Origin of the sequence: Klebsiella sp. HN106 (assembly GCF_051209435.1) — a bacterium.
Lineage (GTDB): Bacteria > Pseudomonadota > Gammaproteobacteria > Enterobacterales > Enterobacteriaceae > Klebsiella > Klebsiella oxytoca.
Genome location: NZ_JBLURD010000004.1, coordinates 51,673 through 66,236, shown reverse-complemented (window position 1 = coordinate 66,236; position 14,564 = coordinate 51,673). Strand labels below are relative to the sequence as shown.

General features: G+C 56.5%; 13 protein-coding genes. 2 read left to right on the top strand and 11 right to left on the bottom strand.

What is annotated here, in order from left to right:
- Window positions 1-68: 68 nt before the first annotated feature.
- The 5 genes from iscA to trmJ all read right to left on the bottom strand — a co-directional run bounded on the left by iscA (window position 69) and on the right by trmJ (window position 3,695).
- Window positions 69-392: an iron-sulfur cluster assembly protein IscA gene (gene iscA / locus ACSIPU_RS12970; protein WP_004104506.1), complete on the bottom strand. Its 324-nt coding sequence runs from the start codon at window positions 390-392 to the stop codon at window positions 69-71.
- A 19-nt stretch (window positions 393-411) separates the two neighbouring features.
- A complete protein-coding gene (gene iscU / locus ACSIPU_RS12965; protein WP_002913991.1) occupies window positions 412-798 on the bottom strand; it encodes a Fe-S cluster assembly scaffold IscU in 387 nt (128 codons plus the stop codon).
- A gap of 26 nt (window positions 799-824) precedes the next feature.
- Window positions 825-2,039, bottom strand: coding sequence for a cysteine desulfurase (iscS, locus tag ACSIPU_RS12960; RefSeq protein WP_004134936.1), 1,215 nt, complete (start codon window positions 2,037-2,039; stop codon window positions 825-827).
- Window positions 2,040-2,214: 175 nt separating this feature from the next.
- Window positions 2,215-2,706 (bottom strand): Fe-S cluster assembly transcriptional regulator IscR, encoded by a 492-nt coding sequence (iscR, locus tag ACSIPU_RS12955; protein ID WP_004104510.1) that lies wholly within the window; start codon window positions 2,704-2,706, stop codon window positions 2,215-2,217.
- 251 nt (window positions 2,707-2,957) lie between these two features.
- Window positions 2,958-3,695 (bottom strand): tRNA (cytosine(32)/uridine(32)-2'-O)-methyltransferase TrmJ, encoded by a 738-nt coding sequence (gene trmJ / locus ACSIPU_RS12950; protein ID WP_004104512.1) that lies wholly within the window; start codon window positions 3,693-3,695, stop codon window positions 2,958-2,960.
- A gap of 120 nt (window positions 3,696-3,815) precedes the next feature.
- Between trmJ and suhB the strand changes: the two genes are divergently transcribed.
- The gene (suhB, locus tag ACSIPU_RS12945) at window positions 3,816-4,619 is read left to right on the top strand and encodes an inositol-1-monophosphatase (protein ID WP_004104514.1); all 804 of its coding nucleotides are present in this window, start codon (window positions 3,816-3,818) and stop codon (window positions 4,617-4,619) included.
- 54 nt (window positions 4,620-4,673) lie between these two features.
- On the opposite strand, the gene ACSIPU_RS12940 is transcribed toward suhB, so the two are convergent.
- Window positions 4,674-5,654, bottom strand: a complete 981-nt coding sequence (locus tag ACSIPU_RS12940) for a nickel/cobalt transporter (RefSeq protein WP_004104516.1) — start codon at window positions 5,652-5,654, stop codon at window positions 4,674-4,676.
- The gene (locus ACSIPU_RS12935) at window positions 5,645-6,283 is read right to left on the bottom strand and encodes a DUF1007 family protein (RefSeq protein ID WP_004114434.1); all 639 of its coding nucleotides are present in this window, start codon (window positions 6,281-6,283) and stop codon (window positions 5,645-5,647) included. The genes ACSIPU_RS12940 and ACSIPU_RS12935 overlap by 10 nt, the downstream gene beginning before the upstream one ends.
- Before the next feature lie 124 nt (window positions 6,284-6,407).
- Between ACSIPU_RS12935 and csiE the strand changes: the two genes are divergently transcribed.
- Entirely contained in the window at window positions 6,408-7,685 is a 1,278-nt protein-coding gene (gene csiE, locus ACSIPU_RS12930; protein WP_004104520.1) for a stationary phase inducible protein CsiE, read from the top strand.
- On the opposite strand, the gene ACSIPU_RS12925 is transcribed toward csiE, so the two are convergent.
- The 4 genes from ACSIPU_RS12925 to ACSIPU_RS12910 all read right to left on the bottom strand — a co-directional run bounded on the left by ACSIPU_RS12925 (window position 7,682) and on the right by ACSIPU_RS12910 (window position 14,511).
- Window positions 7,682-8,815, bottom strand: coding sequence for a 3-phenylpropionate MFS transporter (locus ACSIPU_RS12925; RefSeq protein ID WP_004104522.1), 1,134 nt, complete (start codon window positions 8,813-8,815; stop codon window positions 7,682-7,684). The genes csiE and ACSIPU_RS12925 overlap by 4 nt on opposite strands.
- Window positions 8,816-8,892: 77 nt before the next feature.
- Window positions 8,893-9,729, bottom strand: coding sequence for an aldose 1-epimerase (locus tag ACSIPU_RS12920; protein WP_016809514.1), 837 nt, complete (start codon window positions 9,727-9,729; stop codon window positions 8,893-8,895).
- The gene (locus ACSIPU_RS12915; RefSeq protein ID WP_016809513.1) at window positions 9,729-11,165 is read right to left on the bottom strand and encodes a sugar porter family MFS transporter; all 1,437 of its coding nucleotides are present in this window, start codon (window positions 11,163-11,165) and stop codon (window positions 9,729-9,731) included. Before ACSIPU_RS12915 ends, ACSIPU_RS12920 begins: the two co-directional genes overlap by 1 nt.
- A 70-nt stretch (window positions 11,166-11,235) precedes the next feature.
- Entirely contained in the window at window positions 11,236-14,511 is a 3,276-nt protein-coding gene (locus ACSIPU_RS12910; RefSeq protein WP_196557874.1) for a DUF5107 domain-containing protein, read from the bottom strand.
- Between the last annotated feature and the right edge of the window lie 53 nt (window positions 14,512-14,564).

Sequence of the window (14,564 nt, the reverse complement as noted above, 5' to 3'; positions counted from 1 at the left end):
TCAGGGTTAACGAGATAAAGCAAACCCCACTTACGGAAGTCCGCAGTGGGGTTGAGATGACATTGCAATTACACGTTAAAGCTTTCGCCGCAGCCGCACTCGTCTTTCACGTTCGGGTTGGTGAACTTAAACCCTTCGTTAAGACCTTCTTTGACGAAGTCCAGCTGCGTGCCGTCGAGGAACTGCAAGCTTTTGCCGTCGATCACGACCTTCACGCCTTTGTCTTCAAACACGGTGTCTTCTGCCGCCGGCTCGTCAACAAACTCCAGTACATAAGCCATACCCGAGCAGCCGGAAGTTCTGACTCCCAGGCGCAGACCAAACCCTTTACCGCGGTTGGCCAGAAAGGTGTTGACTCGCGCTGCTGCACTGTCGCTTAAAGTAATCGACATAACAAACCTCAACTCTTAATTATTTTGCTTCACGTTTGCTTTTGTAATCCGCAATAGCGGCTTTAATCGCGTCTTCCGCCAGAATAGAGCAGTGAATTTTCACCGGCGGCAGTTCGAGCTCGTCGGCGATATCGGTGTTTTTAATCGCCTGAGCTTCGTCCAGCGACTTCCCTTTCACCCATTCGGTCACCAGGGAGCTGGAGGCAATAGCGGAACCGCAGCCGTAGGTCTTGAAACGCGCGTCTTCAATGATACCTTCATTGTTGACTTTAATCTGCAACTTCATCACGTCGCCGCACGCCGGTGCGCCAACCATACCGCTGCCGACGTTTTCGTCGCTATTGTCGAAAGAGCCGACGTTGCGCGGATTCTCGTAATGATCGATAACTTTTTCGCTGTAAGCCATGATGAATTCTCCTTATTGGTGCCGAATTAGTGATGTGACCATTCAATGCTGTTCAAATCCACGCCCTGCTTGAACATTTCCCACAGCGGAGAGAGTTCGCGCAGACGGCCGATGGAGTTACGGACCAGATTGATGGTGTAGTCAATCTCTTCTTCGGTAGTAAAACGACCTAAAGAGAAACGAATAGAGCTATGCGCCAGCTCGTCGGTCATCCCCAGCGCACGCAGCACGTAGGACGGCTCGAGGCTTGCGGAAGTACAGGCTGAACCGGAGGAGACCGCCAGGTCTTTCAGCGCCATAATCAGCGACTCGCCTTCAACGTAGTTAAAGCTGACGTTGAGAATGTTCGGCGCGCCCTGCTCGAGATCGCCGTTCAGGTAGACCTCTTCCATATCTTTTACGCCGTCCCACAGACGGTTACGCAGGCCGCGCAGGCGGGCCATTTCGCTTTCCATCTCTTCTTTCGCGATACGGTAAGCTTCACCCATACCGACGATCTGGTGGACTGGCAGCGTCCCGGAACGCATACCGCGCTCGTGACCACCGCCGTGCATCTGCGCTTCGATACGGATACGCGGCTTACGACGCACGTACAGCGCGCCGATGCCTTTCGGGCCGTAGATTTTGTGGCCGGAGAAGGACATCAGGTCCACTTTCAGCTGGCTCAGATCGATAGGCAGCTTGCCCACGCTCTGGGTCGCGTCAACGTGGTAAATGATACCGCGGGCGCGGCACATCTCGCCGATGGTAGCGATATCCTGCACCACGCCGATTTCGTTATTCACGTGCATAATGGAAACCAGGATGGTGTCATCACGCATCGCGGCTTCCAGCTCTTTTAAATCGATAATGCCGTTACGCTGCGGGGCGAGGTAGGTCACTTCAAACCCTTCGCGCTCCAGCTGACGGCAGGTATCCAGCACGGCTTTGTGTTCGGTTTTGCTGGTGATGATGTGCTTGCCTTTTTTCTGATAAAAGTTGGCTGCACCTTTAATCGCCAGGTTATCGGACTCCGTCGCGCCGGAGGTAAAAACGATTTCGCGCGGGTCAGCGCCGACCAGCTCGGCAATCTGATTACGGGCGATATCTACCGCCTCTTCAGCCTGCCAGCCAAAACGGTGTGAACGAGAGGCCGGGTTACCAAAGGTCCCGTCCAGGGTCAGGAACTGCATCATTTTCTCGGCAACACGCGGGTCCACCGGCGTGGTTGCGGAGTAATCGAGATAGATCGGTAATTTCATTGCTCTATAAACTCCGTACATCGCTTCAATGCAAGGAATCAGGCAACCGGCTGGATGTACGACCGAGTACACAGGATGTCGGAGCATCCCGGCCTGATTCGAAAATCTTTTTATCTTTTTTACTCAGTTCGTTTCAGCTTGCAGCACATCGCTGCAAGATGAAACTGAACGAGAACTACGCGCGCAGTTTGACGTCGATAGCGTCCTGAGCACGGGTATTACGCTGGGATTCATGGTTGTGCTGACGACCGGAGACATCGAGGATTTCCTGGTTATTCACCAGTTCGCCCAGCGTGATGTTATTCAGAAAACCGGTCAGTCGCTCGCTCAGATCGCGCCACAGCGCGTGAGTAAGGCACTTATCGCCGCCCTGGCAGCCGCCTTTACCCTGACAACGGGTGGCGTCAACGGATTCGTCTACTGCGCTGATAACTTCGCCAACCGCGATGCTACCCGCTTCTTTACCTAACAGATAACCGCCGCCTGGACCACGTACGCTGGAAACCAGACCATTTTTGCGCAGGCGAGAGAACAGCTGTTCCAGATAGGAAAGCGAAATTCCCTGACGCTCTGAAATATCAGCCAACGGAACCGGACCCGATTCAGAGTTGAGCGCAACGTCAAGCATCGCGGTCACGGCATAACGCCCTTTAGATGTCAGTCTCATGTCTTACTTAACCTCAAACTCGCCCCTGCCCGGGCTTTTTATTAATATGGGTATTGCATAGCAAGGGCAAGTCTGACATTCCCGAGTAAATTGGTCAACTATTTACTTGACTGTTTTAGTCAGGTATTTGGCTTTCCGTGCCGTTTCACTTCAGCGCGGCCTGACGCCCTCACTCCGCCCCTCTTCCACAGGGAGAGGGGAACCCGCAACGACCGTGCCAGCATCGCGCCGCCGGGCAACGGCGGGCACTATTATTCTTTATTTTTCTGCTGCTGCTCAATTGACGCCAGCATGCCGCGCAGGATGTTTAGCTCCTGGCTTTCCGGACGGGCGCGAGTAAACAAACGGCGCAGTTTGTTCATCACCTGACCCGGGTGGCTGGCGCGAATAAATCCGGTTGCCAGCAGCGTCTGCTCCAGATGACCGTAGAAACGCTCTAAATCATCCACCAGCGGATACGGGGTTTCCTCATGCTCAGCGACAGGTTCATTTTGTTCCTGCGCCGCCAGCCAGGCCATCCGGACTTCATAGGAGATAACCTGTACCGCCATCGCCAGGTTCAGCGAACTGTATTCCGGATTCGCGGCAATCGCCACGTGGTAGTGACACTTCTGCAGCTCTTCGTTAGTCAGGCCTACGCGTTCGCGGCCAAATACCAGCGCGATCGGCGCATGCTTCGCTTCCGCAACGCTTTTCAGACCGCATTCACGCGGATCGAGCATCGGCCACGGCAGCGTGCGGGAACGCGCGCTGGTTCCCACTACCAGGCTGCACCCCGCCAGGGCTTCATCGAGGGTATCAACGATGTTGGCATTGCCAATCACGTCGCTGGCTCCGGCCGCCAGAGCGATGGCCTGAGAATCAGGTTTAACCAGAGGATTAACCAGCCAGAGGTTGGTTAACCCCATGGTTTTCATTGCGCGGGCGACGGAGCCCATATTGCCGGTGTGTGAGGTTTCTACCAGTACGATTCGAATATTTTGCAGCATTATGGTTCTTCGGCTAAAGATTATTCGTGCATGCTATCATAAAACGGAGACATAAGCAGATTTCACTGTTACTATATGCGCCGTTTTTTCCCGTTCTTTAACATCCAGTGAGAGATACCGATGCATCCGATGCTGAACATCGCCGTGCGCGCAGCGCGCAAGGCGGGTAATTTAATTGCCAAGCACTACGAAACCCCTGACTCCGTAGAAACCAGCCAGAAAGGCAGCAATGATTTTGTGACCAACGTCGATAAAGCCGCAGAGGCGATGATTATCGAAACCATTCGCAAATCTTACCCGCAGCACACCATCATCACCGAAGAAAGCGGTGAGCACGCTGGTGAAGATCAGGATGTTCAATGGGTTATCGATCCACTGGATGGCACCACCAACTTTGTAAAACGTCTGCCCCACTTCGCCGTCTCCATTGCCGTACGCATTAAAGGCCGTACTGAAGTAGCCGTGGTTTACGATCCAATGCGTAACGAACTGTTTACCGCAACCCGCGGTCAGGGCGCGCAGCTGAACGGCTACCGCCTGCGCGGCAGCAGCGCTCGCGATCTCGATGGCACGATCATCGCCACCGGCTTCCCGTTCAAAGCAAAACAGCACGCGACCTCCTACATGAACATCCTCGGCAACATGTTTACCGAATGCGCGGACTTCCGCCGTACCGGTTCCGCCGCCCTGGATCTGGCCTACGTTGCTGCTGGCCGCGTTGACGGCTACTTTGAAATCGCGCTGAAACCGTGGGATTTCGCGGCCGGCGAGCTGATCGCCCGTGAAGCCGGCGCTATCGTCTGCGACTTTACCGGCGGCCATAACTACCTGCTGACCGGCAACATCGTTGCAGGCAACCCGCGCGTTGTGAAAGCGATGCTGGCCAATATGCGCGAGCAGCTGAGCGAAGCGCTGAAGCGTTAATTTCTCACCGCATGAAAAACAAAAAGGAAGCCGCGGCTTCCTTTTTTTATCGCTTCAAAACGGACGCAGGCCGCCGCCCGATGGCATCGCGCTGCTCCACATCACTATCGCCGCCGCCAGTAAGATGACGCCGCCGGCCAGCGCCAGCGTTGCCCAGCCAATCTGCTTCCACAGCGCCGGCGCCCGGCCGGCGCTCAGCCTGACCGCCAGCTGACGGAAGCCATGCACCAGCAGGGCCAGCGCGCTAATCGTTAACGAGGTACCTGCCGCCATCGCCATCGCGGCCGCCATGCCCCAGCTAAATACGCCGATAACCTTGCTGAATAACAGCACCATAATCGCTCCGGAGCAGGGCCGCATCCCCATTGACAGCACGATAGCCAGCCGCGCCCGCCAGTCGTCGCCGCTTTGCAGCTGTTCCGGCGCGGGCAGATGCTGATGCCCGCAGCCGCAGTTGGCGTGATGGACGTGATGCGCGGTGAAGGCGGTGAATGTCGGCCGGCGCAGCAGTACGCGCAGCTTTTTCAGCGCACGCCAGCACAACAAAAGGCCCAGCGCGCCGACCAGCAGATAGCTTCCCTTTTCCAGCCAGAAGCTGCTCAGATGCAGCTGTCTTGCCGGCAGCCGCAGCAGCGTCAGCACCACGACGATTAAGGCGATAGCCACCAGCCCCTGCAGCAGCGAGGCGGCCAGGGTCAGACCGATGCTCGATTTCAGCTTCGACGGATGGGTTGCCAGCCAGGTGGTTATGACCACCTTGCCGTGCCCGGGCCCCAGGGCATGGAGGACGCCGTAGGCGAAGCTAAATCCCAGCAGCGACAGCCCGGCAGCGGCAGGATTCTCCGCTACCGCCTGCAGAAGCCGACTCAGTTCGACATTCAGCGCGCGCTGCCAGACCGCGCTTTGCAGCAGCACCTGCGGCCAGGCCCGCCATAGCCAGAAGCCAGCTCCGGCTGCCAGCAGCAGAAACAGCGCCAGCGGCCACAGCTGACGCCAGCGCGGCGAACGGCCGTTTTGTGCAAAAATCACTGACATTGCAGCGTTACCTTTTGCGCGAAGTAATTCCCCAGTTCCATATCCTCCGGCGGCGCATCCGCTTTATCCAGCGACTGCGCGTAGGACAACATTTTTTCATTAGGTTTCGGCGTCATCACTTTTGCCGTGCAGCCCGCTGTCATTGCAGCCGGCAGAACAAAGTCTGCGTCCTGGTCATAATACATATCAACATAATAAGTTGGGTCGTAGGTGGAAAAGGTGAAGGTTTGCCCGGCCAGAGGCTGCGGCTTCGCCAGCGGCAGAGTAAAAGAGAGTACCGCCTGATGGCCGCTGCGCTCAAGGCCATAGCCATCGGGCCGATTATCAAACTTCACTCTCTCACCGTTATGCCACAGCTCGCTGAAATAGTGCTGGCCCAGTACGTTAGCCATCACTTCCGCCGCCAGCTTTTTCCATATTTCGCTACCGGGTTTGGCGTTGCCCGCATCATAGAGCAGATCGGCGGAGGTGATTTCATCCATCGTCCAGCGCATTTTAAAGCCGGTAAGTTGCCCATTTTCCGCTACGGCCTCGGTTTGCAGACTAATGAAACTATGCGGATGCGCCGCCGCAGATAGCGATAAAAACATGAAAAACGCTACGCTGACGCATTGTTTCACTCTCTTCATCTGTTCCTCGCGTGAAAAATTCTGTGAACCCCGCCAGCAATCCTGATGTAAAGACCCGGAAATGCCCTGTTCACCCGCAATACATTAACTACTCTTAACGAAAACCCTAACTGGAACTAACCGGATGATGACAGTGATTGAACCACCATCTGTGCTTTCCAGTCCACAGCGCCGTAGCCAGGTGCTCCTGATGTTTTATCTGCCCGGGCAGTCCGTGACGCCCGAATGGCTGGGTAACCTCACCCAGGTTGATGAGGATACCGCCCGGCAGGACATCGCGGAGACGGGACGCGAAATTCAGCGTTATCACCGCTTGACCCTGACTTCACAAGCGGACGGCAGCTATCGGATGGAAGGCGCCGCGCTCGATCAACGCTTATGCCTGCTGCACGGCCTGCGCCGCGGGCTGCGCCTGTGCCCGCATTTTGTCAGCCACCATTTTACCCCGGCTCTGAAAACGCAGCTTAAACAGCAGGGTATCGCACGCACGCTCTATGATGACACCAATCTTCAGGCATTGGTCAACCGCTGCTCGCGCGCCCTGAACCGGCAGTTTGACTGCCGCGACGTGCATTTTCTGCGTCTTTATTTACAGTATTGTTTGCTGCAGCACCACCTTGGGCAGAGTCCCTCTTTCACTCACGAGCAACAGCGCTGGGCGCAGGCCGCCGCCGAATTTGCCCTCGCGGAGGAGATTGTCCGCCACTGGCAGCGGCGGGTTGCGGCAGCGCCCCACGCAGGAGAACAGCTGTTTTTGACCCTGCTGTTTATGCTGTTGAAAACTCCCGATCCTATTCGCGATGGTCATCAGCAGGATCGACGTCTGCATCTGGCTATATCCGGCCTGATTCACCGCTTTCAGAACCTGGCGGGCCGTCCGTTTAGCGATGAACAGGGGCTCAGCGATCAGCTCTATATCCACCTCTCGCAGGCGTTACATCGCAGCGTTTTCGCTATCGGTATCGATAACGCGCTGCCGGAGGAAATTGGCCGTCTTTATCCCCGCCTGATGCGCACCACCCAGGCCGCACTGGAGGAGTTTGAAGCCAGCTGGCAAGTGCGGTTTAGCCAGGAGGAAGTCAGCCTGATCGCGGTGATTTTCGGCGCATGGCTGATGCAAAAAAGCGATCTGCAAGAGAAGCAGGTGGTGCTGCTTACCGATGATAATCCGGATCTTGAGCAGTCGCTGGAGCAGCAGCTGCGCGAGTTAACCCTGTTGCCGCTCAATATCAAGTATTTGAGCGTGAGCACCTTTCAGAAAGAGGGCGCCCCGAAGGAAGTGACGCTGATCGTCACTCCCTATACCACCGCGCTACCGCTGTTTTCACCGCCGCTGTTTCATGCTGAAGAGGCGTTCAGCGATCATCAGCAGCAGCAGATTTGCAAAATGCTGGAGGCCTAGGCTACCGCTTTTGGCCTCACCACCAGCGCCGGTAAGGCCACCAACGCCATTACCCAGAACACGCCCTGGTGCAGATGCTGGTAGAGGAAACCGGCAAATACCGTCATCACCGCAATGCTGCCGCCCATCGCGACGGCGGAGTAGACCGCCTGCAGGCGGATCACTTCGCTGCCCTGACGCGCTGCGATATAGCGCATCGCCGCCAGATGGCACACCGTAAAGGTGCCGCAGTGGAGGATCTGCGCGACGATAAGCCAGGGTAGCGCCGTCGTCCAGCCCATCAACGTCCAGCGAATCAGCCCGCACACCGCGGACAGCAGCAGTAGATCGCGGGCGCTAAAGCGACGGAAGACTTTTTTGCTCAGCGCGAAAATCACCACTTCCGCCACCACGCCAAGCGACCACAGATAGCCCACCGCGGAGGCCGAATACCCCGCCTCCTGCCAGTAGATAGCGCTAAATCCGTAGTAGGCGGCGTGCGCTCCCTGCAGCAAACAGACGCAGGCAAGGAAGCGCCAGCTTTGCCGCACCAGCGTAAGCCAGGCCGCCAGGCCGGCCGCTTCCTGCTGGCGGGACTCTCCCTGCGGCTGCACCGACGGTTTCAGCAGCATGCCGAGCAGCATTGAAGCAATGCCGACGCTGAGCATCACCAGTATCATCCGGTAGTCATACAGGCTGACCAGCTTCCCGGTTAGCGCCGAACCAATGACGAAAGCTATCGATCCCCACAGACGCACGCGCCCGTAGTCCATGGTGATCTGCTTTTGCCAGGTATTCGCCAGCGCGTCGGTGAGCGGCACCAGCGGCGAGAAAAAGAGGTTAAAGCCGACGATAATCACCATTAGCCAGGCGACATGATGGCCGACCCAAAATGCGAGCGCAAAAAGCAGCGTCAGCAAAGCCAGAATGCGTAGAGAAGAGATCAGTCGGGACGGGTCGCTGACCCGCGGCGCAATCAGCAGGCTGCCAAGAAAACGCGACACCAGCCCGGCGCCGAGCAGCATACCGATGGTTTCCGGCGTCAGGCCAAGTCCGGAAAGCCAGACGCTCCAGAAAGGCAGGAAGATACCGTAGCTAAAGAAATAGGTGAAGTAACTAAGCGCCAGCCAGCGCGTGGAGTGTAAGACCATGATTCCCTCCCGAATGGAGGCGACAGTCTGGCGATAAAGCGGGGCGGGTGCAAGATGCCCTCGCCCCAAAAATGGCGCTACTCGCGCCCCTGAACGTCTATTTTTAGCGAAAAATTCAGCGTATCTCCGGTGCCCAAAACCCGCAGCCCCGGCTGGCCTTCCATGTTATGGGCGTTTACCGGGTGAGTTTGCGGCTCGAGGCAAAGGAACGGTTCACCCTGCATTCTAAAGAGCATCAACCACGAAGTTTGCGAAAGAATTGCGATATTCATCACATTACTTACTATCCTCGCTCGTCCACTCCAGCCGGAATAGCCGACGTTTAGCCAGCGATCCTCACCGTACTGCGGGTGACTGAAATCGGCATAGCCGGGAAGAGGGCTTTGCCAGTCCAGCGGAAGATGCTGTTCCCCTTCCGGCCAGTAGCCACTGGCGGCAAACTGTACCGTGCTGCGCTTATCAAAGGAGAAAAAGGGGTGAAAACCGCAGCCGTAGGGGATAGGCGTGCTACCGCAGTGGGTAAGCGTCAGCGACGCTATCAGTTGGTTACGCAGCAACTGATAGCGGATCTGCGCCAGGTAATCGAAACCGCAGACATGTTGCCGACGCAGCTGTAACACGCAAAAATCGCCGCCGCGCGCAATGATATCCCAGCACTGCAGCCAACCGTCGCCGTGGAGAAAAAAATGCGCGTCGGCGTGGTGACGTGGCAGGACTATCTCGCGTCCCTGAAAAATAAAGCGATTTCCGGCAACGCGATTGGCCATCGGCAGCATCGGAAACATGCCGCCTGCGGGATTTTCATATAGCACCGGCGCCTGATATTGCCGCGAGAATAAACTTTGCACTTTGCCGCCCAGAGAAGAGACGCACATCCGCAGATGCGCGTTCTCCATAATCCACTCTTCCGCCATTAGCGCGTCTGCTCCTGCTTCGCCGCATTAACGCCCGTATGGCGTTGCGCCAGCTGTTCTTCCAGGGCTTCGAGAGTGATCCCCTTTGTTTCCGGCACGTTGCGCAGAATATAGAGATAGCCGGCAGCGCAAATGATGCCATACAGCAAGAAGCTGCCCGCCGCGCCCAGTCCGGCATTAAGCAGCGGGAAAGTGTAGGTTAACAAGAAACAGGCAATCCACAGCGCCAGGGTACCTAAAGACATGGCGAGTCCGCGAACGCGGTTGGGGAAGATTTCCGCCAGCAGTACCCAGGTGACCGGCGCCAGGGTCAAGGCGTAAATGGCAATAGCCGCCAGCACCAGCAGCAGTACCGGCCAGCCCATAATGCCCATGGCGTAAGCGCCGGCAATCAGCACATAGATCAGCGTCAAGCCTGAAGCGCCAAGCAGCATCAGTTTACGGCGGCCGATTTTATCCACCAGCGGCAGCGCGGCGAGGGTAAATACCAGGTTTACAACCCCCGTCGCGACGATCGATTTAAGCGTGCTGTTAATATCGAAGCCCGCTGAGGCAAAAATCTCCTGTGCGTAGTTAAAGATGACGTTGATTCCGCACCACTGCTGGAAAACGGCGAGAACCATGCCAATGATCACGATCGGTTTCACCTGCGGAGCCAGCAGTGCGCCATAGGATACTTTATGGTTATCTTTTTCCAGCGTGTGCGCGATGTCGCGTAATATTCTGTCGGCATAGTCGGCAGAACCAATGCGTTCCAGCGCGGCTCGGGCACGCTCAGGCTTACCGGCTTTCATAAGCCAGCGCGGCGATTCGGGAACAAAAAACATCAGTACCAGAAACGCCAGCGCCGGAACCAGTTCTGCGCCGAACATCCAGCGCCAGCCCATCTGCCCGTTCCAGGTTTCTACAATCATTTGCTGCGTCGCCCCCGTCTCTACGGGTTCCGCAATCATCAGGTTAATAAGCTGAGCGGCCAGCACGCCAATCACGATAGTGAGCTGGTTGACCGCAACAAAGCGCCCTCTTTTTTCTGCCGGGCTGACTTCGGCGATGTAAAGCGGGCTGAGAGCGGATGCCAGACCAATCCCCACACCGCCCACAATGCGGTAAACCACAAACATGTCGAAACTGCTGGCGACCGCCGTCCCCCACGCCGACGCGCTGAACAGCACGGCGGAAAGTATTAAGGGCAGCTTGCGCCCGAGTTTATCGGCGCACCATCCCGAGATTAATGCGCCGAAAACGCAGCCCACCAGCGCCGAACTCATAGCCCAGCCGGATTGTGCCGGATCGGTAATGGAAAACCAGGCTTCATAAAATGGCTTAGCGCCGCCGATGACTACCCAGTCATAGCCAAACAGTAAACCACCGCAGGCGGCGACCAGACAGATAGTCCAGACGTAGCCCATTTTGAGATGTGTCTGCGCGTTATTCATAATGATTCCTCTATAAGGGAAACGCAGGGAACAGTAGGGTACAGGCGAGCCAGGCCCGCCCATTTGAGGTTCAGGAAAAAATGCCGCTTTGCAGGGCATGACGAATCAAATGCGCCTTATCATGAGCCGGGTTCAGTTGCAGAAGCCGCTGCATCGCCTGCTGGCTGGCGGATACATTCCCCAGCCCCAGATGGCCCAGCGCTTCAATAAACAAGCAGTGCTGCTGATGTTGCTGCTGCGCTGAGACATCAAGCACCACCAAATCCGGAAGAGAGACGGCAAAAAAGTCGGCTTGCGGAACGTCATCCCGATGCTGCCCGGCCCAGGTGATAAAATTCTGGAAGTGCTGCTCGGCCTGCGCCGGGTTACCGCTCTTACGCAGCGCGATGCCCTGCCAGAAAAGGTAATCAGCGGGCTGATCGTTGTAGTAACGCCCGGCGTCCAGCGTTGAGCCTCCTTGTAGGGCAAGCTGATAATATTCCTCTGCCTGCTGCGCATCCCCAGCCTGTTCCGCGCAGTAGCCCAGCAAATACCAGATATCGTTGTCCGTCTGCCCGGGCAGTCGCCCCTCCCCCAGATTATCGGGATAGCGTAATGCGTCTTTCAGACAGTCCGCAGCCTGCGTAAACGCCTCGCGTTCAATAAACTGCAAAGCCCGATGCAGCTGATTGAGCAAATACTGACCGGTGATTTTCCCTTCCCCGCCTTCCCAGGGATGAAACACGCGCGTACCGAGAATAGCGGCGGCATCGGCATAATGGCCGGAAGCATTCCACAGGCTTAGCAGCTCAGCGGTCAGATCGTCCCGCTTCAGCACCACCGATTTGCGCGCCGCCAGCTTCTCCAGTCGTTCGTTTACCGGCGTACCCAGTGATTTTTGCAGAAAATCAAGCTCAAAGAGGAAGCGCGCGTTTTCGGGCTCAAGCTCTACGGCGCGCTGTAGATAAGCCAGCGCCTGCGCTGCATCTTGTTGTTTGTTCCAGGCGTAAACCCCGAGCAGGCGATGAGCGGGCGCATAGTCGGGTGATTTTGCCAGCGTCTCGCGCCAGCAGCTGACCGCCTCTTCATAGCGTCGTTTGCTGTACCAGAAGCAACCGAGCAGATAGCGGGCGAAAGCGCTGTCGCTCAGGGTTTGCAGCATCTGAACTTCATCGAGCGTATTGGGGAAACGCACTTTTTGCGGATGGCAGCGCTCGGCTTCGGCAATCAACCATTGCCGTTTATTTGCGTCATCGCTTAACGAGGCTCGCCACAGCATCGGCAGCGCTTCCTGGCAATCCAGCACCTCAAGCATCTCTTTCGCCGCCTGCTTCTGTCCGATAGAAAGCAGCCAGCCCGCCAGCAGGCTGCCGTTGATCCCTCTGCGCCCCGTTACCCGCAGTAGGTTCTCTCGCGCTTCGTCGCTGGGCTCAATCATCCAGCGCGCGCAGTGCAGCGGATAGCTCAACGGGTATTGTTTAAGACAGGCGAAAATATACTCCTGCGCCGCTTTCGTCCGCCCGCTGTCCGCTAACGCCAGCGCTTTCAGCCCCATAGCCAGATGGTTGCTGGCGTTGAACTGCAGACTGGTGTTGACCTTTTCCAGCGCGTCGGCCGTATCACCACGCTTCATCGCCAGCCTTGCCAGCGCCCACCATGCAGCATCGCGGCAGTTACCGCTCCAGGATGCTTTGTAATAGTGATCCCAGGCGCCTTGTTCATCTCCCTGCCTTTCCAGCGCGCTGGCAAGCAGCATACTGGCTTCGCCATCGCGCGGATTTTTATTCAGACGATGGGCGCGAAGTAGCGCGGCGCGGGAGCATTGCTCCGCTAAAACCCAGTCGGCCTGGTTAAACGCCAGCGTCCCGAGGGCAACATTATTGCGATAATCCTGCGGATCGAGGGCTATCGCCCGGCGATAGTAATCTGCGGCATAGCGGCTGGCGTGATTGTATTGTTCAAGATGCTGGCCGATAAAATAGAGCTCATCACCGTTGTGAATCTCTTCCGGCATCGCTGGCGCTGAGGCCGGTTCGGGCAGCGGCGTCTGCTGAGTAATATGTTCGTGATAATCCAGTAGCACTTGCTTGTCTGCACTTTTCACCTTGATGGTCAAGCGACCGACGTCATGTTCCGGCAGCGTATGCCGCCAACTCTCGCCGGGCTTCAGCGTAAGCTGAGTTTCATACAGCGGCTGCTGTTCAGCACTGAGTTCAACAACGATATTTTCCAGCGGCGCAATGGCGTAAACGCCGAGCTGTAGCTGCTCAGACTCGCGAACCAGCTTCAGCGCCAGCTGCGTATTGGCATTTTGCACCATTCCCAGCTCGCTATAGGGAAGGAAATTTTGCACAAAAATCTTCTCTTCATAAGGCGCAAGCCAGGTAAAGTCAGGCTGGTTATCGGTGTAGACGCCAGTCATCAGCTCAATATAAGGGCCATTTTCGTCGGTCAGATTGCGGTCCCATGCCTGGCCAAAGTCGCCATAGCCCCAGCTCCACTGTTTTTTGCCCGGAGAGATGTGATGATCGGCAACATGCAGTAGCCCACCGCGCTCGTCATGGTGATAAGCGCCGACAAAATCGTAATCCGATTTCTCCGCCATATACGAGGTGGGCACAGGAACGTTTTTATAACGGGAGATATCGACGCCCGCAGAATAGTCGACTTTGTAGTAGGTACCGGTGGCAATAGGGAAAGCGGAAACATCGCGCTTGCCGTGATCGAACACGGCGGTGACGTCGGGCGGGAAAACGCTCTGGTGAGCATCGCCGCCTTTTACCGCCGGGTTAGCCCACCACAGGAAATGGCGCGGCGTGGCGTTACCATTAAAGACCTTACCGGTAATTTCAATCAGCGCGCGGTCAGGATAGAGAGTAAACCCGGTCATGACCTGCAAACCGCGCATGGGCTCCGCTTCCCCCATCCATACGGTCTGCACGCCGTTTTCCCCGCACTGGATCGAAAAGTCGACCGGCATAAAGGTCGTCGGGCGATGATGCTGCGGCCAGTTGAACTCGATACCGCCGGAGATCCATGGCCCCAGCAGCCCCACCAGGGCGGGCTTCACAACTTCATTGTAATACACGAAATCGCGCTGTTTAACCTTGTCATACGCCCGATGTATACGGCCGCCGAGTTCCGGTAACAGCATAATTCGAATGAAATCATTCTCCATCCATACTGCCTGATAATCGCGCATCTCACGTTCGCCGGTCAGGGTGTCAATCACGCCGTAGGGATAGACGTTACCTGAAGAACCTTGATAAACGCGTTTTTCCAGAAACATGGGGTTCGGATCCTCCGCCCCCGTTGTCCACGTAGGTAATGTAATTATTTCCTGCCAGACCTTAACCGAACCGTACATGACGCCTCCACTAAACAAAGTAAGGTAAAATTCGCTATGAGAGGAGTTTATAT

What these genes read in the sequence shown, in the direction of transcription:
- ACSIPU_RS12920 (WP_016809514.1), bottom strand. Translation starts at nt 9,729, where the DNA reads ATGGCGGAAGAGTGGATTATGGAGAACGCGCATCTGCGGATGTGCGTC.
- ACSIPU_RS12940 (WP_004104516.1), bottom strand. Translation starts at nt 5,654, where the DNA reads ATGTCAGTGATTTTTGCACAAAACGGCCGTTCGCCGCGCTGGCGTCAG.
- iscA (WP_004104506.1), bottom strand. Translation starts at nt 392, where the DNA reads ATGTCGATTACTTTAAGCGACAGTGCAGCAGCGCGAGTCAACACCTTT.
- csiE (WP_004104520.1), top strand. Translation starts at nt 6,408, where the DNA reads ATGATGACAGTGATTGAACCACCATCTGTGCTTTCCAGTCCACAGCGC.
- suhB (WP_004104514.1), top strand. Translation starts at nt 3,816, where the DNA reads ATGCATCCGATGCTGAACATCGCCGTGCGCGCAGCGCGCAAGGCGGGT.
- ACSIPU_RS12910 (WP_196557874.1), bottom strand. Translation starts at nt 14,511, where the DNA reads ATGTACGGTTCGGTTAAGGTCTGGCAGGAAATAATTACATTACCTACG.
- ACSIPU_RS12925 (WP_004104522.1), bottom strand. Translation starts at nt 8,815, where the DNA reads ATGGTCTTACACTCCACGCGCTGGCTGGCGCTTAGTTACTTCACCTAT.
- iscU (WP_002913991.1), bottom strand. Translation starts at nt 798, where the DNA reads ATGGCTTACAGCGAAAAAGTTATCGATCATTACGAGAATCCGCGCAAC.
- ACSIPU_RS12935 (WP_004114434.1), bottom strand. Translation starts at nt 6,283, where the DNA reads ATGAAGAGAGTGAAACAATGCGTCAGCGTAGCGTTTTTCATGTTTTTA.
- iscR (WP_004104510.1), bottom strand. Translation starts at nt 2,706, where the DNA reads ATGAGACTGACATCTAAAGGGCGTTATGCCGTGACCGCGATGCTTGAC.
- ACSIPU_RS12915 (WP_016809513.1), bottom strand. Translation starts at nt 11,165, where the DNA reads ATGAATAACGCGCAGACACATCTCAAAATGGGCTACGTCTGGACTATC.
- trmJ (WP_004104512.1), bottom strand. Translation starts at nt 3,695, where the DNA reads ATGCTGCAAAATATTCGAATCGTACTGGTAGAAACCTCACACACCGGC.
- iscS (WP_004134936.1), bottom strand. Translation starts at nt 2,039, where the DNA reads ATGAAATTACCGATCTATCTCGATTACTCCGCAACCACGCCGGTGGAC.